The organism is Halomonas sp. TH-94 (assembly GCF_057473365.1).
In genome coordinates, this window is sequence record NZ_JBYCKL010000107.1 from 21,043 (window position 1) to 36,585 (window position 15,543).

At 63.1% G+C, this 15,543-nt stretch carries 17 protein-coding genes; 3 read left to right on the forward strand and 14 right to left on the reverse strand.

Going from position 1 to position 15,543, the window contains the following annotated elements; genetic code table 11:
- Positions 1-53 precede the first annotated feature (53 nt).
- The 3 genes from AC2VNO_RS18195 to ettA all read left to right on the forward strand — a co-directional run bounded on the left by AC2VNO_RS18195 (position 54) and on the right by ettA (position 2,702).
- Positions 54-488, forward strand: coding sequence for a PAS domain S-box protein (locus tag AC2VNO_RS18195; RefSeq protein ID WP_486935452.1), 435 nt, complete (start codon positions 54-56; stop codon positions 486-488).
- Positions 489-667: 179 nt separating this feature from the next.
- Positions 668-874: a PA3496 family putative envelope integrity protein gene (locus AC2VNO_RS18200; RefSeq protein ID WP_486935453.1), complete on the forward strand. Its 207-nt coding sequence runs from the start codon at positions 668-670 to the stop codon at positions 872-874.
- 166 nt (positions 875-1,040) lie between these two features.
- The gene (ettA, locus tag AC2VNO_RS18205) at positions 1,041-2,702 is read left to right on the forward strand and encodes an energy-dependent translational throttle protein EttA (protein ID WP_486935454.1); all 1,662 of its coding nucleotides are present in this window, start codon (positions 1,041-1,043) and stop codon (positions 2,700-2,702) included.
- 96 nt (positions 2,703-2,798) lie between these two features.
- Here ettA and AC2VNO_RS18210 read toward each other — a convergent pair whose 3' ends face one another.
- From AC2VNO_RS18210 to AC2VNO_RS18275, 14 genes are all read right to left on the reverse strand, one after another.
- Entirely contained in the window at positions 2,799-2,960 is a 162-nt protein-coding gene (locus tag AC2VNO_RS18210) for a DUF1328 domain-containing protein (protein ID WP_086509399.1), read from the reverse strand.
- Between the two features lie 163 nt (positions 2,961-3,123).
- A complete protein-coding gene (lpxL, locus tag AC2VNO_RS18215) occupies positions 3,124-4,038 on the reverse strand; it encodes an LpxL/LpxP family Kdo(2)-lipid IV(A) lauroyl/palmitoleoyl acyltransferase (RefSeq protein ID WP_486935455.1) in 915 nt (304 codons plus the stop codon).
- Between the two features lie 42 nt (positions 4,039-4,080).
- Positions 4,081-5,199 (reverse strand): alanine racemase, encoded by a 1,119-nt coding sequence (alr, locus tag AC2VNO_RS18220; protein WP_486935456.1) that lies wholly within the window; start codon positions 5,197-5,199, stop codon positions 4,081-4,083.
- Positions 5,200-5,331: 132 nt separating this feature from the next.
- Positions 5,332-6,801 carry a TolC family outer membrane protein gene (locus AC2VNO_RS18225; RefSeq protein ID WP_486935457.1) on the reverse strand — a complete coding sequence of 490 codons (1,470 nt, stop codon included), beginning with the start codon at positions 6,799-6,801 and terminating at the stop codon, positions 5,332-5,334.
- Between the two features lie 111 nt (positions 6,802-6,912).
- Positions 6,913-7,899: an RNA polymerase sigma factor RpoS gene (gene rpoS, locus AC2VNO_RS18230; RefSeq protein WP_228577686.1), complete on the reverse strand. Its 987-nt coding sequence runs from the start codon at positions 7,897-7,899 to the stop codon at positions 6,913-6,915.
- Positions 7,900-8,043: 144 nt separating this feature from the next.
- Positions 8,044-9,135, reverse strand: coding sequence for a peptidoglycan DD-metalloendopeptidase family protein (locus AC2VNO_RS18235; protein WP_486935458.1), 1,092 nt, complete (start codon positions 9,133-9,135; stop codon positions 8,044-8,046).
- Positions 9,128-10,114 (reverse strand): DUF368 domain-containing protein, encoded by a 987-nt coding sequence (locus AC2VNO_RS18240; protein ID WP_228577689.1) that lies wholly within the window; start codon positions 10,112-10,114, stop codon positions 9,128-9,130. The genes AC2VNO_RS18235 and AC2VNO_RS18240 overlap by 8 nt, the downstream gene beginning before the upstream one ends.
- Positions 10,111-10,791: a protein-L-isoaspartate(D-aspartate) O-methyltransferase gene (locus tag AC2VNO_RS18245; RefSeq protein ID WP_486935459.1), complete on the reverse strand. Its 681-nt coding sequence runs from the start codon at positions 10,789-10,791 to the stop codon at positions 10,111-10,113. The genes AC2VNO_RS18240 and AC2VNO_RS18245 overlap by 4 nt, the downstream gene beginning before the upstream one ends.
- The gene (gene surE / locus AC2VNO_RS18250; protein ID WP_486935460.1) at positions 10,778-11,524 is read right to left on the reverse strand and encodes a 5'/3'-nucleotidase SurE; all 747 of its coding nucleotides are present in this window, start codon (positions 11,522-11,524) and stop codon (positions 10,778-10,780) included. Before surE ends, AC2VNO_RS18245 begins: the two co-directional genes overlap by 14 nt.
- A gap of 20 nt (positions 11,525-11,544) precedes the next feature.
- Positions 11,545-12,633 carry a tRNA pseudouridine(13) synthase TruD gene (truD, locus tag AC2VNO_RS18255; RefSeq protein WP_486935461.1) on the reverse strand — a complete coding sequence of 363 codons (1,089 nt, stop codon included), beginning with the start codon at positions 12,631-12,633 and terminating at the stop codon, positions 11,545-11,547.
- Positions 12,626-13,117 carry a 2-C-methyl-D-erythritol 2,4-cyclodiphosphate synthase gene (ispF, locus tag AC2VNO_RS18260; RefSeq protein ID WP_486935462.1) on the reverse strand — a complete coding sequence of 164 codons (492 nt, stop codon included), beginning with the start codon at positions 13,115-13,117 and terminating at the stop codon, positions 12,626-12,628. The genes truD and ispF overlap by 8 nt, the downstream gene beginning before the upstream one ends.
- On the reverse strand, positions 13,118-13,867 hold the full coding sequence (gene ispD, locus AC2VNO_RS18265; RefSeq protein WP_486935463.1) for a 2-C-methyl-D-erythritol 4-phosphate cytidylyltransferase: 750 nt from the start codon (positions 13,865-13,867) through the stop codon (positions 13,118-13,120).
- A complete protein-coding gene (ftsB, locus tag AC2VNO_RS18270) occupies positions 13,864-14,211 on the reverse strand; it encodes a cell division protein FtsB (protein WP_486935464.1) in 348 nt (115 codons plus the stop codon). The genes ispD and ftsB overlap by 4 nt, the downstream gene beginning before the upstream one ends.
- Before the next feature lie 74 nt (positions 14,212-14,285).
- On the reverse strand, positions 14,286-15,419 hold the full coding sequence (locus AC2VNO_RS18275; RefSeq protein ID WP_486935465.1) for a GNAT family N-acetyltransferase: 1,134 nt from the start codon (positions 15,417-15,419) through the stop codon (positions 14,286-14,288).
- Positions 15,420-15,543 lie beyond the last annotated feature (124 nt).

A 15,543-nucleotide genomic window follows, 5' to 3' on the forward strand; every position in this document is an offset into this window, starting at 1 on the left:
GATGTAGCATAGTGACGTTCGGTAACCGCCAAGTCCGAGACAGGAATGCCTGAATGAAACGAACTCCTCTGATCAGCCCGGAACTGCTGGAGCGTATCGTCGATGCTTCGGAAGATGGCATCGTGGTCGCCGAGCAGGAAGGTGACGAGAATATCCTCATCTACGTCAACAAGGGCTTCGAACGGCTTACCGGCTACAGTGCGGACGAGATCCTCTATCAGGACTGCCGCTTCCTGCAGAACGACGATCGCGACCAGCCGGCCCTGGACAATATCCGCAAGGCCCTGGCCGAGGGCAGGCCTTGTCGTGAGGTGCTGCGCAACTACCGCAAGGACGGCACCCTGTTCTGGAACGAGCTGTCGATCACCCCCGTCTATGATGCGGATGACAACCTGACCTACTACATCGGCGTGCAGAAAGACGTCACGGAACGTGTCGAAGCCCAATTGGAACTCGAGCGGCTGAAGGCCGAACACGGGCTCTCCTGAGCCCGGCCAGATAAAAAAATTGCGATTACGCTTGCTCTCGAGCTCTAGTGGATATATATAGCCGTCAGGTGCCGGTCATAGGCACCGATGGCGCTTCAGGTCCGTCGCTTCGGACGCGAAGCGGGTATGCGACACGTCGATCGCAGAGCGGTCGACACTGGGCCATGGGAGGACTTCGCATGAGCCATGAACCCCTTGTCAACGACGCTCACGATGATGATCAGGATTTCCTGGAAGCGGTGAATGACGACGAATATGTGCGTCCCCGCGCCTCCAGCCGTGCCGATACCCTGCGCGCGCGTCGGCGCGTAGAGGCCCTGCTTGAAGAGCGACGCCTGCAGCGGGCGATCGCCGACGACTGGATGCTGAACGACGAAGAAGAGTAACCCCCTTTGGCGATGAGGCATCCCCCGGATGCCTCGACCGGTCCAGTCTTCCGAATCCTCGCCACGCTGCAGCTCTTCTGTTCGAGCCGTTACCGCAATACTGGCCTTTGCCCTGCCCGACCACTATCATCGTGGCCACTGAAACCCTCAACACCAGTGGAATTCCATGGCGCAATACGTCTTCACCATGAATCGGGTGGGCAAGGTCGTTCCGCCCAAGAAGCAGATTCTCAAGGACATCTCCCTGTCCTTCTTTCCGGGTGCCAAGATCGGCGTACTGGGCCTGAATGGCTCGGGTAAATCGACCCTGCTGCGCATCATGGCAGGGGTCGATACGGAGCATGAAGGCGAGGCGCGCCCCATGCCCGGCATCAACATCGGCTACCTGCCACAGGAACCGCAGCTCGACGACGAGAAGAGCGTCCGCGAGACCGTGGAAGAAGCGCTGGGTGAGATCAAGCAGGCACAGACCAAGCTGGATGCCGTCTATGCCGCCTATGCCGAGCCGGACGCCGACTTCGATGCGCTGGCGGCAGAGCAAGCCCGCCTGGAAAACATCATCGAGGCCGCCGACGCCCACAACCTGGAGCGCAAGCTGGAAGTGGCCGCCGAGGCGCTTCGCCTGCCGCCTTGGGAAGCGCGGGTCGGTCATCTCTCCGGTGGCGAGCGTCGGCGAGTGGCACTTTGCCGCCTGCTGCTTTCGAACCCGGACATGCTGTTGCTCGACGAGCCTACCAACCACCTTGATGCCGAATCGGTAGCCTGGCTCGAGCGCTTCCTGCACGACTATAGCGGCACCGTGGTGGCCATTACCCATGACCGCTACTTCCTCGACAACGTTGCCGGCTGGATACTCGAGCTGGACCGAGGCCACGGCATTCCCTTCGAGGGCAACTACTCACAGTGGCTGGAATCGAAGGAGAAGCGCCTCGAGCAGGAGGCCAAGCAGGAGGCCTCGCGTCAGAAGGCAATCAAACACGAGTTGGAGTGGGTACGCAGCAATGCCAAGGGCCGCCAGGCCAAGAGCAAGGCGCGACTCAACCGCTTCGAGGAGATGCAGTCCGGCGACTTCCAGAAGCGCAACGAGACCAATGAGATCTATATTCCTCCCGGCCCGCGCCTGGGGGAAAAGGTGATCGAATTCCATGGCGTATCCAAGCGCTTCGAAGACAAGCTGCTCTACGAGGACCTCTCCTTCACCGTCCCCAAGGGGGCCATCATCGGCATCATCGGTGGCAACGGTGCCGGCAAGTCGACGCTGTTCAAACTGATCACCGGCAAGGAGCAACCCGATAGCGGCGAGGTGGTGATTGGCGAGACCGTCGACATCGCCTACGTGGAACAGCTGCGCGACGCCCTGGAAGACAAGCAGACCGTATGGCAGGCGGTCTCCGACGGTCAGGACCTGCTCAACATAAACGGCTATGAAGTCTCATCGCGTGCCTATGTGGGTCGCTTCAACTTCAAGGGCAACGACCAGCAGAAGTTCCTCAAGGATCTCTCCGGTGGCGAACGCGGCCGCCTGCAGCTGGCCCAAACCTTGAAGCAGGGTGCCAACGTCCTGCTGCTCGACGAACCCTCCAACGATCTCGACATCGAGACCCTGCGCGCCCTCGAGGAAGCTCTGCTTGCCTTCCCCGGCTGTGCTCTGGTCATCTCACACGATCGCTGGTTCCTCGATCGTATCGCCACTCACATCCTGGCGTTCGAAGGCGACTCCCACGTAGAGTTCTTCGAGGGCAACTACACCGACTACGAAGCGGAGCACCGCAAGCGGGTCGGCAATGACACGCCGCACCGGATGAAGTACAAGCGCATCGACGCCTGATACGACATCGCAACCTGCGGTACGCAGCATAAAAAAGGCCTCGCGGATGCGAGGCCTTTTCGTTCGGTCATGTCTCGAACGGATGGGCGCAGAGCACTACGGTTTTCTTCGCCCGGTGATCAACGAGACGATGAACAGCACGATGAAGAGGAAGAACAGAATCTGGGCGATGGTGGTGGCGGCGCCCGCGATGCCGGTAAAACCGAGCACCCCTGCGATGATGGCGATAATCAGGAACAGCATTGCATTGCCGAGCATACAGACCTCCTTGACTGTCTTAAGCGCCATGCTTCCTTCGGCGCAGTTTTCCCAATAGGTATGCATAAGCCTTGCGTGAACTGACCGAAGCGTCAAGTTACTACCGGTTACTCCTTGTGTATGGATTGCTACGGGGCGGTACAAAAGCGCCGCTTACAGGGCCTCAGTAGAAGCCTTTTTCGCCTTCCGGACGCGTCTTGAAGCGTCGGTGCAGCCACATGTACTGCTCCGGGTGCTTACGGATTGCCCGCTCGATGAAGGCGTTGACCTGAGTGGCGTCACGCACTTCGTCGCCACTCGGGAAGTCCTCCAGCGGGGGGTGACATTCGATGGTATAGGTTCGATCGTCGGGGTTGCGATGGAACATTAGCGGTACCACCGGTGCGCCGGTCATCCGTGCGATCTTCGCGGTCAAACGAATGGTCGCTGCCTGGACACCGAACAGCGGGGCGAAGACGCTGACGTCCCGCCCGAAGTCCTGATCCGGTGAATACCATACGATATGGCCCGCCTTGATCCGTCGCACCACGCCACGCAGGTCGTGACGATCGATCGCCTCGCCGAAGATATTGCTCCGCGACCGGGTCATGAAGCGGTCGAATAGCGGGTTGTTGTGCGGACGATACACGACGTCGGCGGGGAAATAGAGCGAATGCAGCGCACCGCCCAGGTCCAAGGTGGAGAAGTGAATACCCACAACCAGCACCCCCTTGCCTCGAGCATGCGCTGCCTCGAGGTGATGGAGCCCCTTGTAAGCCACTCGGTGGCTCAAATGCCTGGGATCTCGACACCATCCCGTCGCGGTCTCCAGAATTCCGATACCGTTGGCCTTGAAGGTATCGAGCACAAGCCGCCGGCGCTCGCTGTCGCTGAGCTCGGGAAAACAGAGCCGCAGATTGGTATCGACGATATGACGGCGGCGAGGAACCGCCGCCCAGGCCAACAGGCCCAGCCCGCGCCCGATGGCGAGCTTGAGCCTCCAGGGTAGCCAGGCTCCTACCTGCATGGCGCCAATGGCCAGCCAGGCGGGCCAGAAGCGAGGATGGGCGAAGGAATCAGGCCAGTTACGCTTGGACATGCGGGTTTCCGTTCTGATCGAATCGGGCAAAAGGGCTGAAGCTCAGTCCAGCCTGGAGTAGCACCTGGGAACACGCGGCAGTACCCCGGTCAGCAGCGTGTAGCTGATGGTGTCGCAGTAGCGAGCCACCTCGTCGACGGACAGCACTGCCCCGTGGCGTGACCTTCCCCACAGCACGACCTCGGTACCGATCTCGGCCTCGGGGATGTCGCTGATATCCACTGTCAGCATGTCCATCGACACCTTGCCGGCAATGCGCGTGCGCTTCCCGGCCACCAGTACCGGCGTGCCATCGATGGCATGCCGATCATAGCCGTCACCGTAGCCGCAGGCCACTACCCCAATGCGCGATGAACGCGGCGCCCGCCAGCGGCCGGCATAGCCCACAGGCTCGCCAGCGGCCAGATCACGTACGGCGATGATCTCGGAGCGCAGCGTCATCACCGGCTGGAGCCGCTGACTGGCGCCATTGGGCGCTTCCAGTGGATCGCTGCCATAGAGCATGACGCCGGGGCGCACCCAGCTCCCATGCGAGTCAGGCCGGGCCAGGGTAGCCGGAGAGTTGGCCAGACACAGCGGTGCATCGAGCCGAGCGGCCAGAGCCTGCATGCATGTCAATTGGCGTTCGAAGTAGCTGGCATCGACGGCATCGGCACTGGCGAAGTGGCTCATCAGGTGCAGGTCGGTGGCGGTCTCGGGTGCCGATACCAGACGTTGCCACACCGACGCAGCCTCCTCGGGGGGAAAGCCCAACCGATGCATGCCTGAGTCTATCTTGAGCCAGACGGGAATGGGCGATCTCGGGCGGTAGGCCAGTAGCGCCCTCAGTTGCCATTCGCTATGTACGGTCAGCCACAGCCCAAGCGCCTCGACACGTGGCAGCTCGCTGGCGTCGAAGATACCTTCGAGCAGGACGACCGGCGTCGCTATCCCGCCCTGGCGCAGGCTCTCGGCTTCTTCCAGGCAGGCCACGCCAAAGGCCGGCGGACGCTGCTCCGCGGGCAACGACTCCAGCGCCCGGGCACACTGCACCGCACCGTGGCCGTAGGCATCGGCCTTGATCACCGCCACGGCACGGCTGCCGGAGGCCAGCGCACGTGCCAGGGCGTAGTTGTGACGCAGGGCGTCGAGATCGATATCTGCGACCAGGGGCCTGGCCATGGCAATTCTCCGCCGACAAGAAACAGCGCAGTATTATCTTTTATACCTCAGGCCATTTCACGCACGAAACCACCGATTTCTCGGTGGTACGCAGAGAAAAACAGCATGGTTTTGGGACAATTACGTCGTTCATCACGTTGGGGCTTGGGGGCGCTCACCGATGTTCATGACCGGGTTGGCGTTGGCCTCATCCGGCAACTCCAGCGAGACACGCTCCTCGTCGCTCAGCCAGGCATTGACGGCTTGAATCGAATCCGGCCCCAGCACCCCGGCCTGCATCTGAAGCTGCAGCAATCCCAACACGTAGTCGTAGCGCGCTTCGGCATGTTCGGCTATGGCATTGAACAGGTTCTGCTCGGCATTCAGCACATCAACGATGTTACGCGTTCCCACCTCGTAGCCAGAGCGCGTCGCTTCAAGGGCGCTCTGGTTGGAGATGATCGCCTGGCGGCGCGCCTCGACGGTTTCCACGTCATTGTTCACGCGAGTGAACAATGAGCGGACCTGCTGGATGGTATCGCGCCGCTGCGCCTCGAAATCGTACTGCGTGGCTTCGAGCAGGAAGCCGCTCTGCCGGATCTGCGCCTGGGTCGAGCCGCCGGTATAGAGCGGCAGGCTGGCGCGCAGGCCTATCTGGCTTTCCGACTGATGCGACGTGCCACTGCGGTTGGTGTCCGCCCAGCCGTAGTTGGCGAAGGCCGACACGACCGGTCGCTGCCCGGCCCGGGAGACATCGACGGTGCTTCTCGCCACCTCGATTCCGGCTTCAGCCATCAACACCATGGGGCTGTTGGCCATGGCCAGAGCCACCCACTCTTCACGATCGGCCGGCTGCGGTGAGGCGATGGGCACCTCCTCGTCCAAGGCTTCGATGCTCTCGTAGCGATGGCCGGTGAGTCGCTCCAGCGCCTCGAAACTGACCTGCATGGCGCCTTCCGCTGCGATGCGCTGGGCTCGCGCCAGATCGAAACGCGCCTGGGCCTCATGCACATCGGTGATTGCGATCAAACCGACTTCGAAGCGCTCACGGGCCTGCTCGAGCTGGCGACTGATGGCGGTCTCCTGAGCGCGGCGCGCACTGAGCACGTCATGCGCCCTGAGAATCTCGAAGTAGGCGTTGGCCACGTTGTAGAGCAGCTGCTGCTGAGACGCTTCGAGCCCCAGCGCATCGCGATCGATCTCGCGCTCGGCGCGCTCGAGCTGGGCACGCCGCGACGGGTCGTACAATGCCTGCTCGGCATCCAGGCTGATGCCCGCGCTGTTTACCGTATCGTCCTGCTCGATGTTGACCGGCGTATCCAGCTCCTCGGCGCCGTCCGGGATCCTGCCGGCTAAGCCCTGGGCAGGGCTCGAATAGGTGCGCGTATGGCTGACCGTACCGCCAATGCCGATTTGGGGCAGCAAGGTGCCGCGCTGGACATCTCGCGCCGCCTCGGTCGCCTGAAAGCCGGCACGGGCCGAAGCCAGCTCGGCATCGTTGGCGAGCGCGTCCTGAGCGATGGTCCACAGATCGGCAGCTTGGGCGTTGCCTACCATGGCGAGACTGACGATGACCGCAAGGCCACGGCGCTGGAAGCGCCTAGTGAAGGGTGAGCGATGCATTGATCGTTTCCTTGTTCATCCCTGCATGATGAGGAGGCTAATGATAACGCATCAGCATGCAGAAAATATGCAGCCGACCCGGAGGTCGGCTGCCGTTTTTTCGATCTGCGGTTACTCGTTGAAGATGTTATCCATCGAGAGACCCTGCTTCTCGAGGACGCGGCGCAGCTTCTTTAGTGCCTCGACCTGGATCTGGCGGACACGCTCACGGGTCAGACCGATTTCGTCGCCGACCTCCTCGAGCGTCGCCGCCTCATGGCCGCGCAAGCCGAAACGTCGCACCACGACTTCCATCTGTTTCTCGGTCAGCTCCGCCAGCCACTCATCGACATGCTGCTTGACGTCGATATCGACCAGCGATGACTCGGGGCCCTGTTCGTTATCGTCGGCCAGGGTCTCGATCAGCGGCTTGTCGCTTTCGCCACCCATCGGATAGTCCACCGAGGAGACGCGCTCATTGAGCCCCATCATCTTCTTGACCGACTCGACGGGTTTGTCGAGATAGTCGGCAATCTCTTCCGGCGTGGCCTCGTGATCCAGCTTTTGCGTCAGCTCGCGTGCCGCGCGCAGATAGATGTTGAGTTCCTTGACGACATGGATGGGCAGACGAATGGTGCGCGTCTGGTTCATCAGCGCCCGTTCGATGGTCTGACGAATCCACCAGGTCGCATAGGTGGAAAAGCGAAAGCCGCGCTCGGGATCGAACTTTTCGACCGCCCGTATCAGACCGAGGTTACCCTCCTCGATCAAGTCGAGCAGGGTCAGCCCTCGGTTGAGATAACGTCGCGCGATCTTGACCACCAGCCTGAGGTTGGACTCGATCATTCGCGCCCGCCCAGCTGGGTCTCCTTTCTGCGCCAGGCGGCCGTAATAGACCTCCTCCTCTGGCGACAGCAAGGGGGAAAAGCCGATTTCGTTGAGATAGATCTGAGTGGCGTCTAGGCTATGGTGGTAGTGCTTGTCTTCCCGACTCAGCGCCTTTTCGAAGGCTGCCTCGTCGTCGCTGGTCGAATTGTCCGATGCCGTTCCGAGCTCCTGCTCGGCCTCGGTAACGTCATCGAGATCAACATCCTGAAGGTCCCGTTCAAGCATGCTCATCGGTTCTACCCCGTGGTTTCGTCCTGAAATGTCGTTCTCTCTGGCTTGGTTCGCAGCGCAGAGTTCTAATTATTCTTGACTCTTGCCGGCACCCGTACGGGTGCCAGCGACCTCCTTGTCACCCCGGCGACAACCGCAAGACGGCTACCGCTCCGGCAGGTACTTTAGAGGGTCCTGAGGCTGGCCATCCTTGCGCACCTCGAAATGCAGCCTGGTACTTTCGGCGTCGCTGTCGCCCATCGTGGCGATGACCTGGCCGGCCTCCACCACGTCGTTCTCAGTCACCCGAAGGCTGTCGTTATGGGCATAGGCGCTAAGGTACTGGTCATTGTGCTTGAGCAGGATGAGGTTGCCATAACCCCGCACCCCGCTACCGGCATAGACCACGATACCGGGCCCGGCTGCTCTGACAGGTTGCCCCTTTTGCCCGGCAATATCAATGCCGGCGGTTATGCTACCGCCTTCACCGAAGCGGCCGATCAATTCCCCGTCCGCGGGCCACTGCCAGGGCACCTCGTCGACTGGCGTATAGGTACGACTCTCGCTGGCGGGCTGGCGTTCCGGCTCGCCCGCTACCGCGGTCCCGGCATCGGGTTCGGGCTGAGCCGCAGGCTGTGGTTCGGGCTGTGGTTCGGGCTGAGCTTCAGGCTCGGGTTGAGCCTCAGGCTGTGCGGCGACGGCCACCTCGGCATCGACGATGGGTTCTGGAGCACGTTGCGCTTCCGGCTCGGTGGTCCGAGGCGCCGACCCAGCGACCTGCTGGGCACCTGCCAGTGCCGTCTCAGTAGGAGCACGGCCCTCGGCGTCCAGGGGCTCGGCCGCCAGCCTGCGGTTGCGCTCGATCGCCTGTTCATCGGGCAGCAACCAGTCGTCACCCGCCTGTGACGCGGCACCACCGCCCAAGGCAGTGGCAGTCGCAACCTGAGGACCGCCAAGGCCAGGGGACGGTTCCGTGCGTGACGGCGGCGCCGCGCCATCGCCAAGGCGCAGCTGCTGACCGGTCTGAATGCGATAAGGTGGGGCAATCTGATTGAGTCTGGCCAGATCGCGGTAATCCATGTCATGCCGCCAGGCGATGCCATAAAGCGTATCGCCCTGCTCGACCGTATAGTGGCTGGCCTGGGTACGCTCACGACTCACCGAAAGGTCGCGAACCTGCGGAGCAGAATACTCCTGCTGTGCAGCACAGCCGGTCATTGCCAGGGCAATGGCCGAAACGAGAAAGACCTTACGCATGGGAGCTCTCCTCCTTGTCAGGCGATTGTTGAGGGCCATTACCCACCTTGCCCGACGTGCCGCCACCGACGTTGCGTCCCAGTACGAGTACCAGGGCAGCGCCGAGCAGCATGGCAACCAGCACGGGAAGCATCAAGCCGGGCTCGCCGGTCAAGATGGCGTAGTCGCCTGGGGTCAGGTAGCGATAGTCGAGCGGGATCATTTGGCCTTCTGGCCCAAGCTGATAGCGAACGAGTTCCCGCCATGGCCAGAGCACTGGCAGCGAGCCGATGATGAAGCCGATGAGCAGTTGCAGCGTGGCCGTGTGGTAGTGGCGCAACAACCATGAGAGCAGGCGAGAAAAGCCGAACAGACCTATCAGGCAGCCAACCGCGAAAGTCGAAAGCAGTGACAGGTCGAAGCTGCGGATGCCCTGCATCACGGTACCGTAGAGTCCCATGGTGAGCAGCAGGAAGCTGCCCGACACCCCGGGCAGCAGCAGCGCGCTGATGGCAATGGCTCCCCCGACGATCAACACCAGCGAGGGACTCCCCAGTTGGGTGATCAGGGGCATCAACGACGGCAGGCCGTGGGCCAGCAGCAGCCCCGCAATCAGCGGGAGCAGGTGCCACAGCTTCCAGTCGGCGGGGTGACGGCTCACCACGATGGCCGAAGCCGCCACCAGGCCGAAGAAGAAGCCGTTCAACAGCAGCGGGTGATCGTCCATCAGCCAGACCACGAGATGTGCCACGCTGATCAGACTGAGACCGATGCCCAACAGCAGCGGCAAGGCAAAGGCCAGATTGAGATGGTGATAGAGCCCTGACAGACCGCCACGGCGCCAGGCCGGATAAGCGCTGGGGCCGAATTGCTTGATCGTGTGAATCAGTTCCTCATAGATGCCGGTGACGAAGGCGATGGTGCCACCGGAAACTCCGGGCACGGCATCGGCTGCGCCCATGCCGGCACCCTTGAGGAACACACTGAAATGTCGCTTCAACGAATCACTCCTTGCAGCAGCGGCACGAAACGAACCCGTTCCAGCCGCTGAACCTCCTGTTTTTGACCGACCCTACGCACCCGAGTCAGCCATTGTTCCCCGTCCGGATCCGCCAGAGGCAGGATCATCACGCCCCCCTCGGCAAGCTGCGAGATCAACATCTCGGGCAGCTCCTGGGCACAGGCGGTGAGCAGCACTACATCGAACGGCGCCGCCTCCTGCCAGCCATGGCCGCCATCTGCGAGACGCAGGCGCGCATTGGTTGCCTGCAGCAGGCGCAGGCGCTTCGCTGCCCGATGATGCAAGGCATTGATTCTTTCGACCGACCAGAGTTCCGCCACCAGGCGGGAGAGGATCAGCGTCTGATAGCCGGAGCCCGTGCCGATCTCCAGCACCCGCTGCGGCGCCTCGTTCATCACCAGTTCGGTCATGCGTGCGACCATCCAGGGCTGCGACAGGGTCTGGCCATGACCGATGGGCAGCGCCGTGTCCTCGTAGGCGCGATGGGCCAGCGCCTCATCGAGAAACAGGTGGCGCGGCTCTTCGGCCATCACGCTCAGTACCCGCTCGTCGGTGATTCCCTGGTCGGCAAGACGCGCCACCATACGGTCACGGGTACGCTGCGACGTCATCCCGACGCCGCGCAGCAGCTCCGATATTCGTTCAGGTAAATGCATCCAGCCAGCCTTGCACGTCTGCGATTGCTGCATGCCGAGTCAAGTCGGTCTGCAGCGGGGTTATCGATACATAACCCGCCTCGATGGCGGCAAAATCGGTGTCCTCGCCATCATCGGCGTTCTGGCCTACAGCCGCAATCCAGTAGCGCAACCGGCCCCGGGGGTCACGCACCTCCATTGGCCGATCCGCCGGACCACGATAGCCCATGCGAGTCACCCGGAACCCCTGGATTTCCTCCCAGGGCAGATCCGGCACGTTGACGTTTAGCAGGCTCCGGGGAGGCAGCGAGAGCTGGTCGGCGGCACCGACCAGGGTCGCGGCGACACGGCCAGCGGTGTCGAAATGGTGAGTGCCGACCAGCGACATGGCAATAGCCGGCATACCGAGATTGCGTCCCTCCATGGCGGCCGCCACAGTGCCCGAATAGAGCACGTCGTCGCCCAGATTGCCGCCATGGTTGATGCCCGCGATCACCAGATCGGGGCGTTCGTCCCAGACCCCGTTGACCCCCAGATAGACGCAGTCGGCCGGCGTGCCGTCGACACAGTGAAAGCCGTTGTCCAATGCCGTCAAGGCCAGGGGGCGATTGAGCGTGAGCGAATTGCTTGCGCCACTGCGATCGCGGTCGGGTGCCACCACGCGCAGCCTGGCGTGAGGCTCGAGGGCTTCGTAAAGGGCCCGCAGCCCCGGCGCATGGACACCGTCATCGTTGGAAAGCAGGAGTCTACGCATATCGGTTTGGCCTCCAGTTCTCATCCGGGCTCATGCCCAGGCGCCTTGCGTTCGGCGAAAGACGCCAACGTTGGATGATCGATCAGTTCGCGCAGCACCGCCGTGGCGAAACTGCCGCGGGGCAGATGGAAATCGAGCCGAGCCGTATCACCATCCACCGTGAGCTTCGGCTGGTCGAGGCGCATGCGCAGGGCACGCCGGGCCATCTTTACCCCAGCCTGCTCCAGCCCCCGGCACAGCGTTGCATGGCGCTCGACGATGGCCCGTTCGAAATGGGCGGCCTCACTCGTGGCCAGGGATTCGCCAATCCCCCACAGCATGCCCGCGGGATGCAGGTCGAGGCGCTCGGCACGCTGGTCAAGCTCGGCATCTGGGGAGTCCACGACGAACTGGCTTGCCGTGCCGTCCAGCATTGCCACATCACCTGCCAGCAGTCGCTCCCAGCTGCCGTCGGCCAGACGCATGGCCAGCAGCTCGTTGAACAGATAGCTGCGTGCGGTAGAGAGCAGCATGCCCTCGCGATCGTCGCGCTTGCGCCAGCCACGTGCCAGCAGCGCTCGCGCACGTACAAGATTGCGCCCCTCGGGACCGAAACGCTGCGGGCCGAAGAGGTTGGGTACGCCATGCTGGCAAAGCCAATCCCAGCGTGCGGTGAGTTCCGCCCCTACCGCCTCCCCCGTGATACGCAGCGAGAAGCGATTGGCGCGATGCACGCCGCGCTTCAGCTTGCGCGGATGACGCACCTGCTCCAGTACCCGCACCCCAAGGGCGGCAAGCCGATCAGCCAGGTCGTCCGGGGCCTGCTGGCCCGGCAAGTGCACCGAGAGCCACTGCCGGGTCACGGCGATGCGATCCTTCATGCCCGAGTAGCCCACTGCCCGGGGCGATACCTGGCAGGTTCGCGCCAGGTGACGAACCGCTTCCAACGTCGTCAGCCCGCGCTTCTCGACCCATAGCCAGAGATGCTCGCCGTGCTCTTCGGGAACGAAACCGAGCACCTCCTCTACGACGAAATCCTCCGGCTCGGCGCGATAGTCGCCTGCACGCGGCGGGCCGAAGTCGGGCTCTGTCGCACGGGGCCAGTCGCCCGGCCGGATAGCCTCACTCACTCAGTGCCCCCTGACGCATCAGCAACACCACGGCCTCGGCGGCGATACCCTCGCCGCGACCGGTGAAACCGAGTCGCTCGCTGGTCGTGGCCTTGACGTTGACCGCATCCAGCGCAAGCTCCAGGTCCTCGGCGATGTACGCACACATGGCCGCAACATGAGGGGCCAGCCTGGGAGCCTGGGCGATCACCGTGGCATCGACGTTGCCCACCCGATAGCCCGCCTCTCGCACCAGGCTGGCCACATGCCGCAACAGGGCTCGACTGTCGGCACCGGCCCAGGCCGGGTCGGTGTCGGGAAAATGACGACCGATATCCCCCAGGGCGCAGGCACCGAGCAGCGCATCGCTGACGGCATGCAGCAGAACGTCGCCATCGGAGTGAGCCACGAACCCGTGAGCGAAGGGAATGGCCACGCCACCTATCATGAGATGGTCACCGTCACCGAAACGATGGACGTCGAAGCCGTGGCCGATGCGCAGCATTCAGGTTTCCTCTTGCGGGTTGTCGGAATCTGCCAAGGGCTCGCCCTGCTGGGCGGCAAGAATATGCCCTGCCAGGGGCAGATCCTCCGGATGAGTGATCTTGATATTGTCGCGCCGGCCCGGCACCAGGCGCGGAGAGAGCCCCAGTGCCTCCACCGCAGAGGCTTCGTCGGTCACCCCGACATCGCCCACCGCCGCCTCGTGCAACGCCCGACGCAGCAGGCCATAGCGGAAGCCCTGGGGCGTCTGGGCTTGCCACAGCCCGTTTCTCGATTCGGTGCGGGCAATGCGTTGCCGCCCATCGTCGCGTTTCATGGTATCGGCTACCGGCGTCGCCAGCAGAGCCCCCACGGAGTCTTCGCGCAGGGCTGCCTCCAGCCGGGCAAGATCTGCCAGCGTGACGCAAGGGCGCGCCACGTCATGCACCAGCACTAAATCTTCATCGCGGGCCTCGCCTGCCAGTGCTGACAGGGCCTGACGCACCGAGTCGGCACGTTCGGCGCCACCGGGCGTGCGCCGCCACTCGGCAAAAGGCACCCAAACGGGATCGAAATGCTCGTCATCGGGATCGAGACACAGGCACAGTTTCGCCTGGGGGAACGCCTGGTGCAGCCGTGCGAGGGTATGTGCCAGCACCGGGCGACCGCCCAGCATCAAGTACTGCTTGGGTAGCTCTGCGCCCATGCGCCGCCCACGCCCCGCGGCAGGAACCACCAGCCACAGCCTCTCGTCAGCACCGTACTCACTCATTGGCCGCCTCCGCCCGCGCCAGCTGCAGACGGTTCGGGATTACCGGCCGGCCCCATGCTGCCCTCGATCACCACACCGGGCACCCAATAGAACTGCTCGTCGGTACGTACCATGCCGATGTCGCTGCGGGCACGCTCCTCTATCGCGTCGAGACCCGTCTGCAGGTCGATGACCTCGGCGGCAAGCCGCTGATTGCGGTCGCGCAGGGGCTTGTTGTCGGCATCGAGCATGGCCACGCGCTCGCGAATCTCGCGCAGCTCATGGATGCCGCCGTCACCCAGCCACAGGCGATATTGCAGCAGCGCCAGCAGCATCAGCAGGGCGATGGCGAGCCACTTGAGCATCGGCAGAAGACCTCATGAATCGGAATGGCCGGCATTATGCCATCAACGACCGTTCGGCTCACTCCCTGAACGCCTCACTCTCTAAATGGCAGTGCCTTTTCGGCGGCCCGGCAGTAAGCCTCGACATGTCGGCGCTCCTCGTCGCAGAAACGCGCCACGGCGGCACGCAGCCCCGGATCGCCAAGATGGTGCAGCGAGCGTAGCCGCCTGGGCGCGAATCCACGCACCAGCTTGTGCTCGCCCTGGGTACCGGGATCGAAGCAGGTCAAGCCGTTTTCCAGACAGTGTTCGATGCCTTGGTAGTAGCACGCCTCGAAGTGCAGACAGTCGGCCAGGACCTCACTGCCCCAATAGCGCCCGTAGAGCGTGCGACTCCCCTGCAGGCAGAGCGCAGCGGCCACTGGCTGATCGTCGAGGCGCGCCTGGATCAGCAGCAATGCTTCGGGCATGGTGCGATGCAAGCGACGGAAGAAGTCGAGATTGAGGTAGCCGTGACGCCCGCGCTCGAGATAGGTCATCTCATAGCAGCGAAAGAAGTGCTCGAGCTCCCTGTCCCCTATCGCCTCACTCGTGAGGCGATGCAGGGTCAGCCCCTGCTCGCTCACGCGGCGCCGTTCGCGACGAATCGTCTTGCGCCGCTTCGCCGTCATGGCCGCCAGATAGCCTTCGAAGTCGCCATAGCCGCGATCGACCCACTGGAACTGCACACCATGTCGCACCAGCAGGTCGGGCCTTGCCGCCAACCAGGCCTCGACATCGTCATCGCTGGCGAACAGCAGATGCCAGCTCGACAGCTCACTGCTGTCCCACGCTTCGGCCAACAGCGAACGGGCCTGCAACGGGTCGACGTCAGCCGCCAAGGCCAGCCGCGGCCCCGGCACCGGCGAGAAGGGAATGGCAGTGAGGCCCTTGGGATAGTAGCGCCCGCCGGCACGCTCCCAGGCATCTGCCCAGCTCCAGTCGAAGACGTATTCGCCGTAGGAATGGAACTTGTGGTAGTGGGGCATGACGCCGACCAGCGATTCGCCGCGCCACAGCGTCAGATGGTTCGGTAGCCAGCCCGTCGAGCGACTCGCCGCGCCGCTGGCTTCGAGCGCATGAAGGAACTGGTGTCGCAGGAATGGGTGGTCATCGCCAACCAAGGCATTCCATGCGGCCTCCGGCGCGGCTTCGACGGCTGGCAGCTGCTTGAGGATCAGCTCGGGCATGCAGGACCTATCAGAGGGGGCCGAAACGCCGGCTGACAAGTGGCCGCCGGCCGCCTACATTGTGCCCAGACCTACCAATCCTTTTCCATCGCTGTAATAAAACTACATGTTTTCTGCCGAGCGC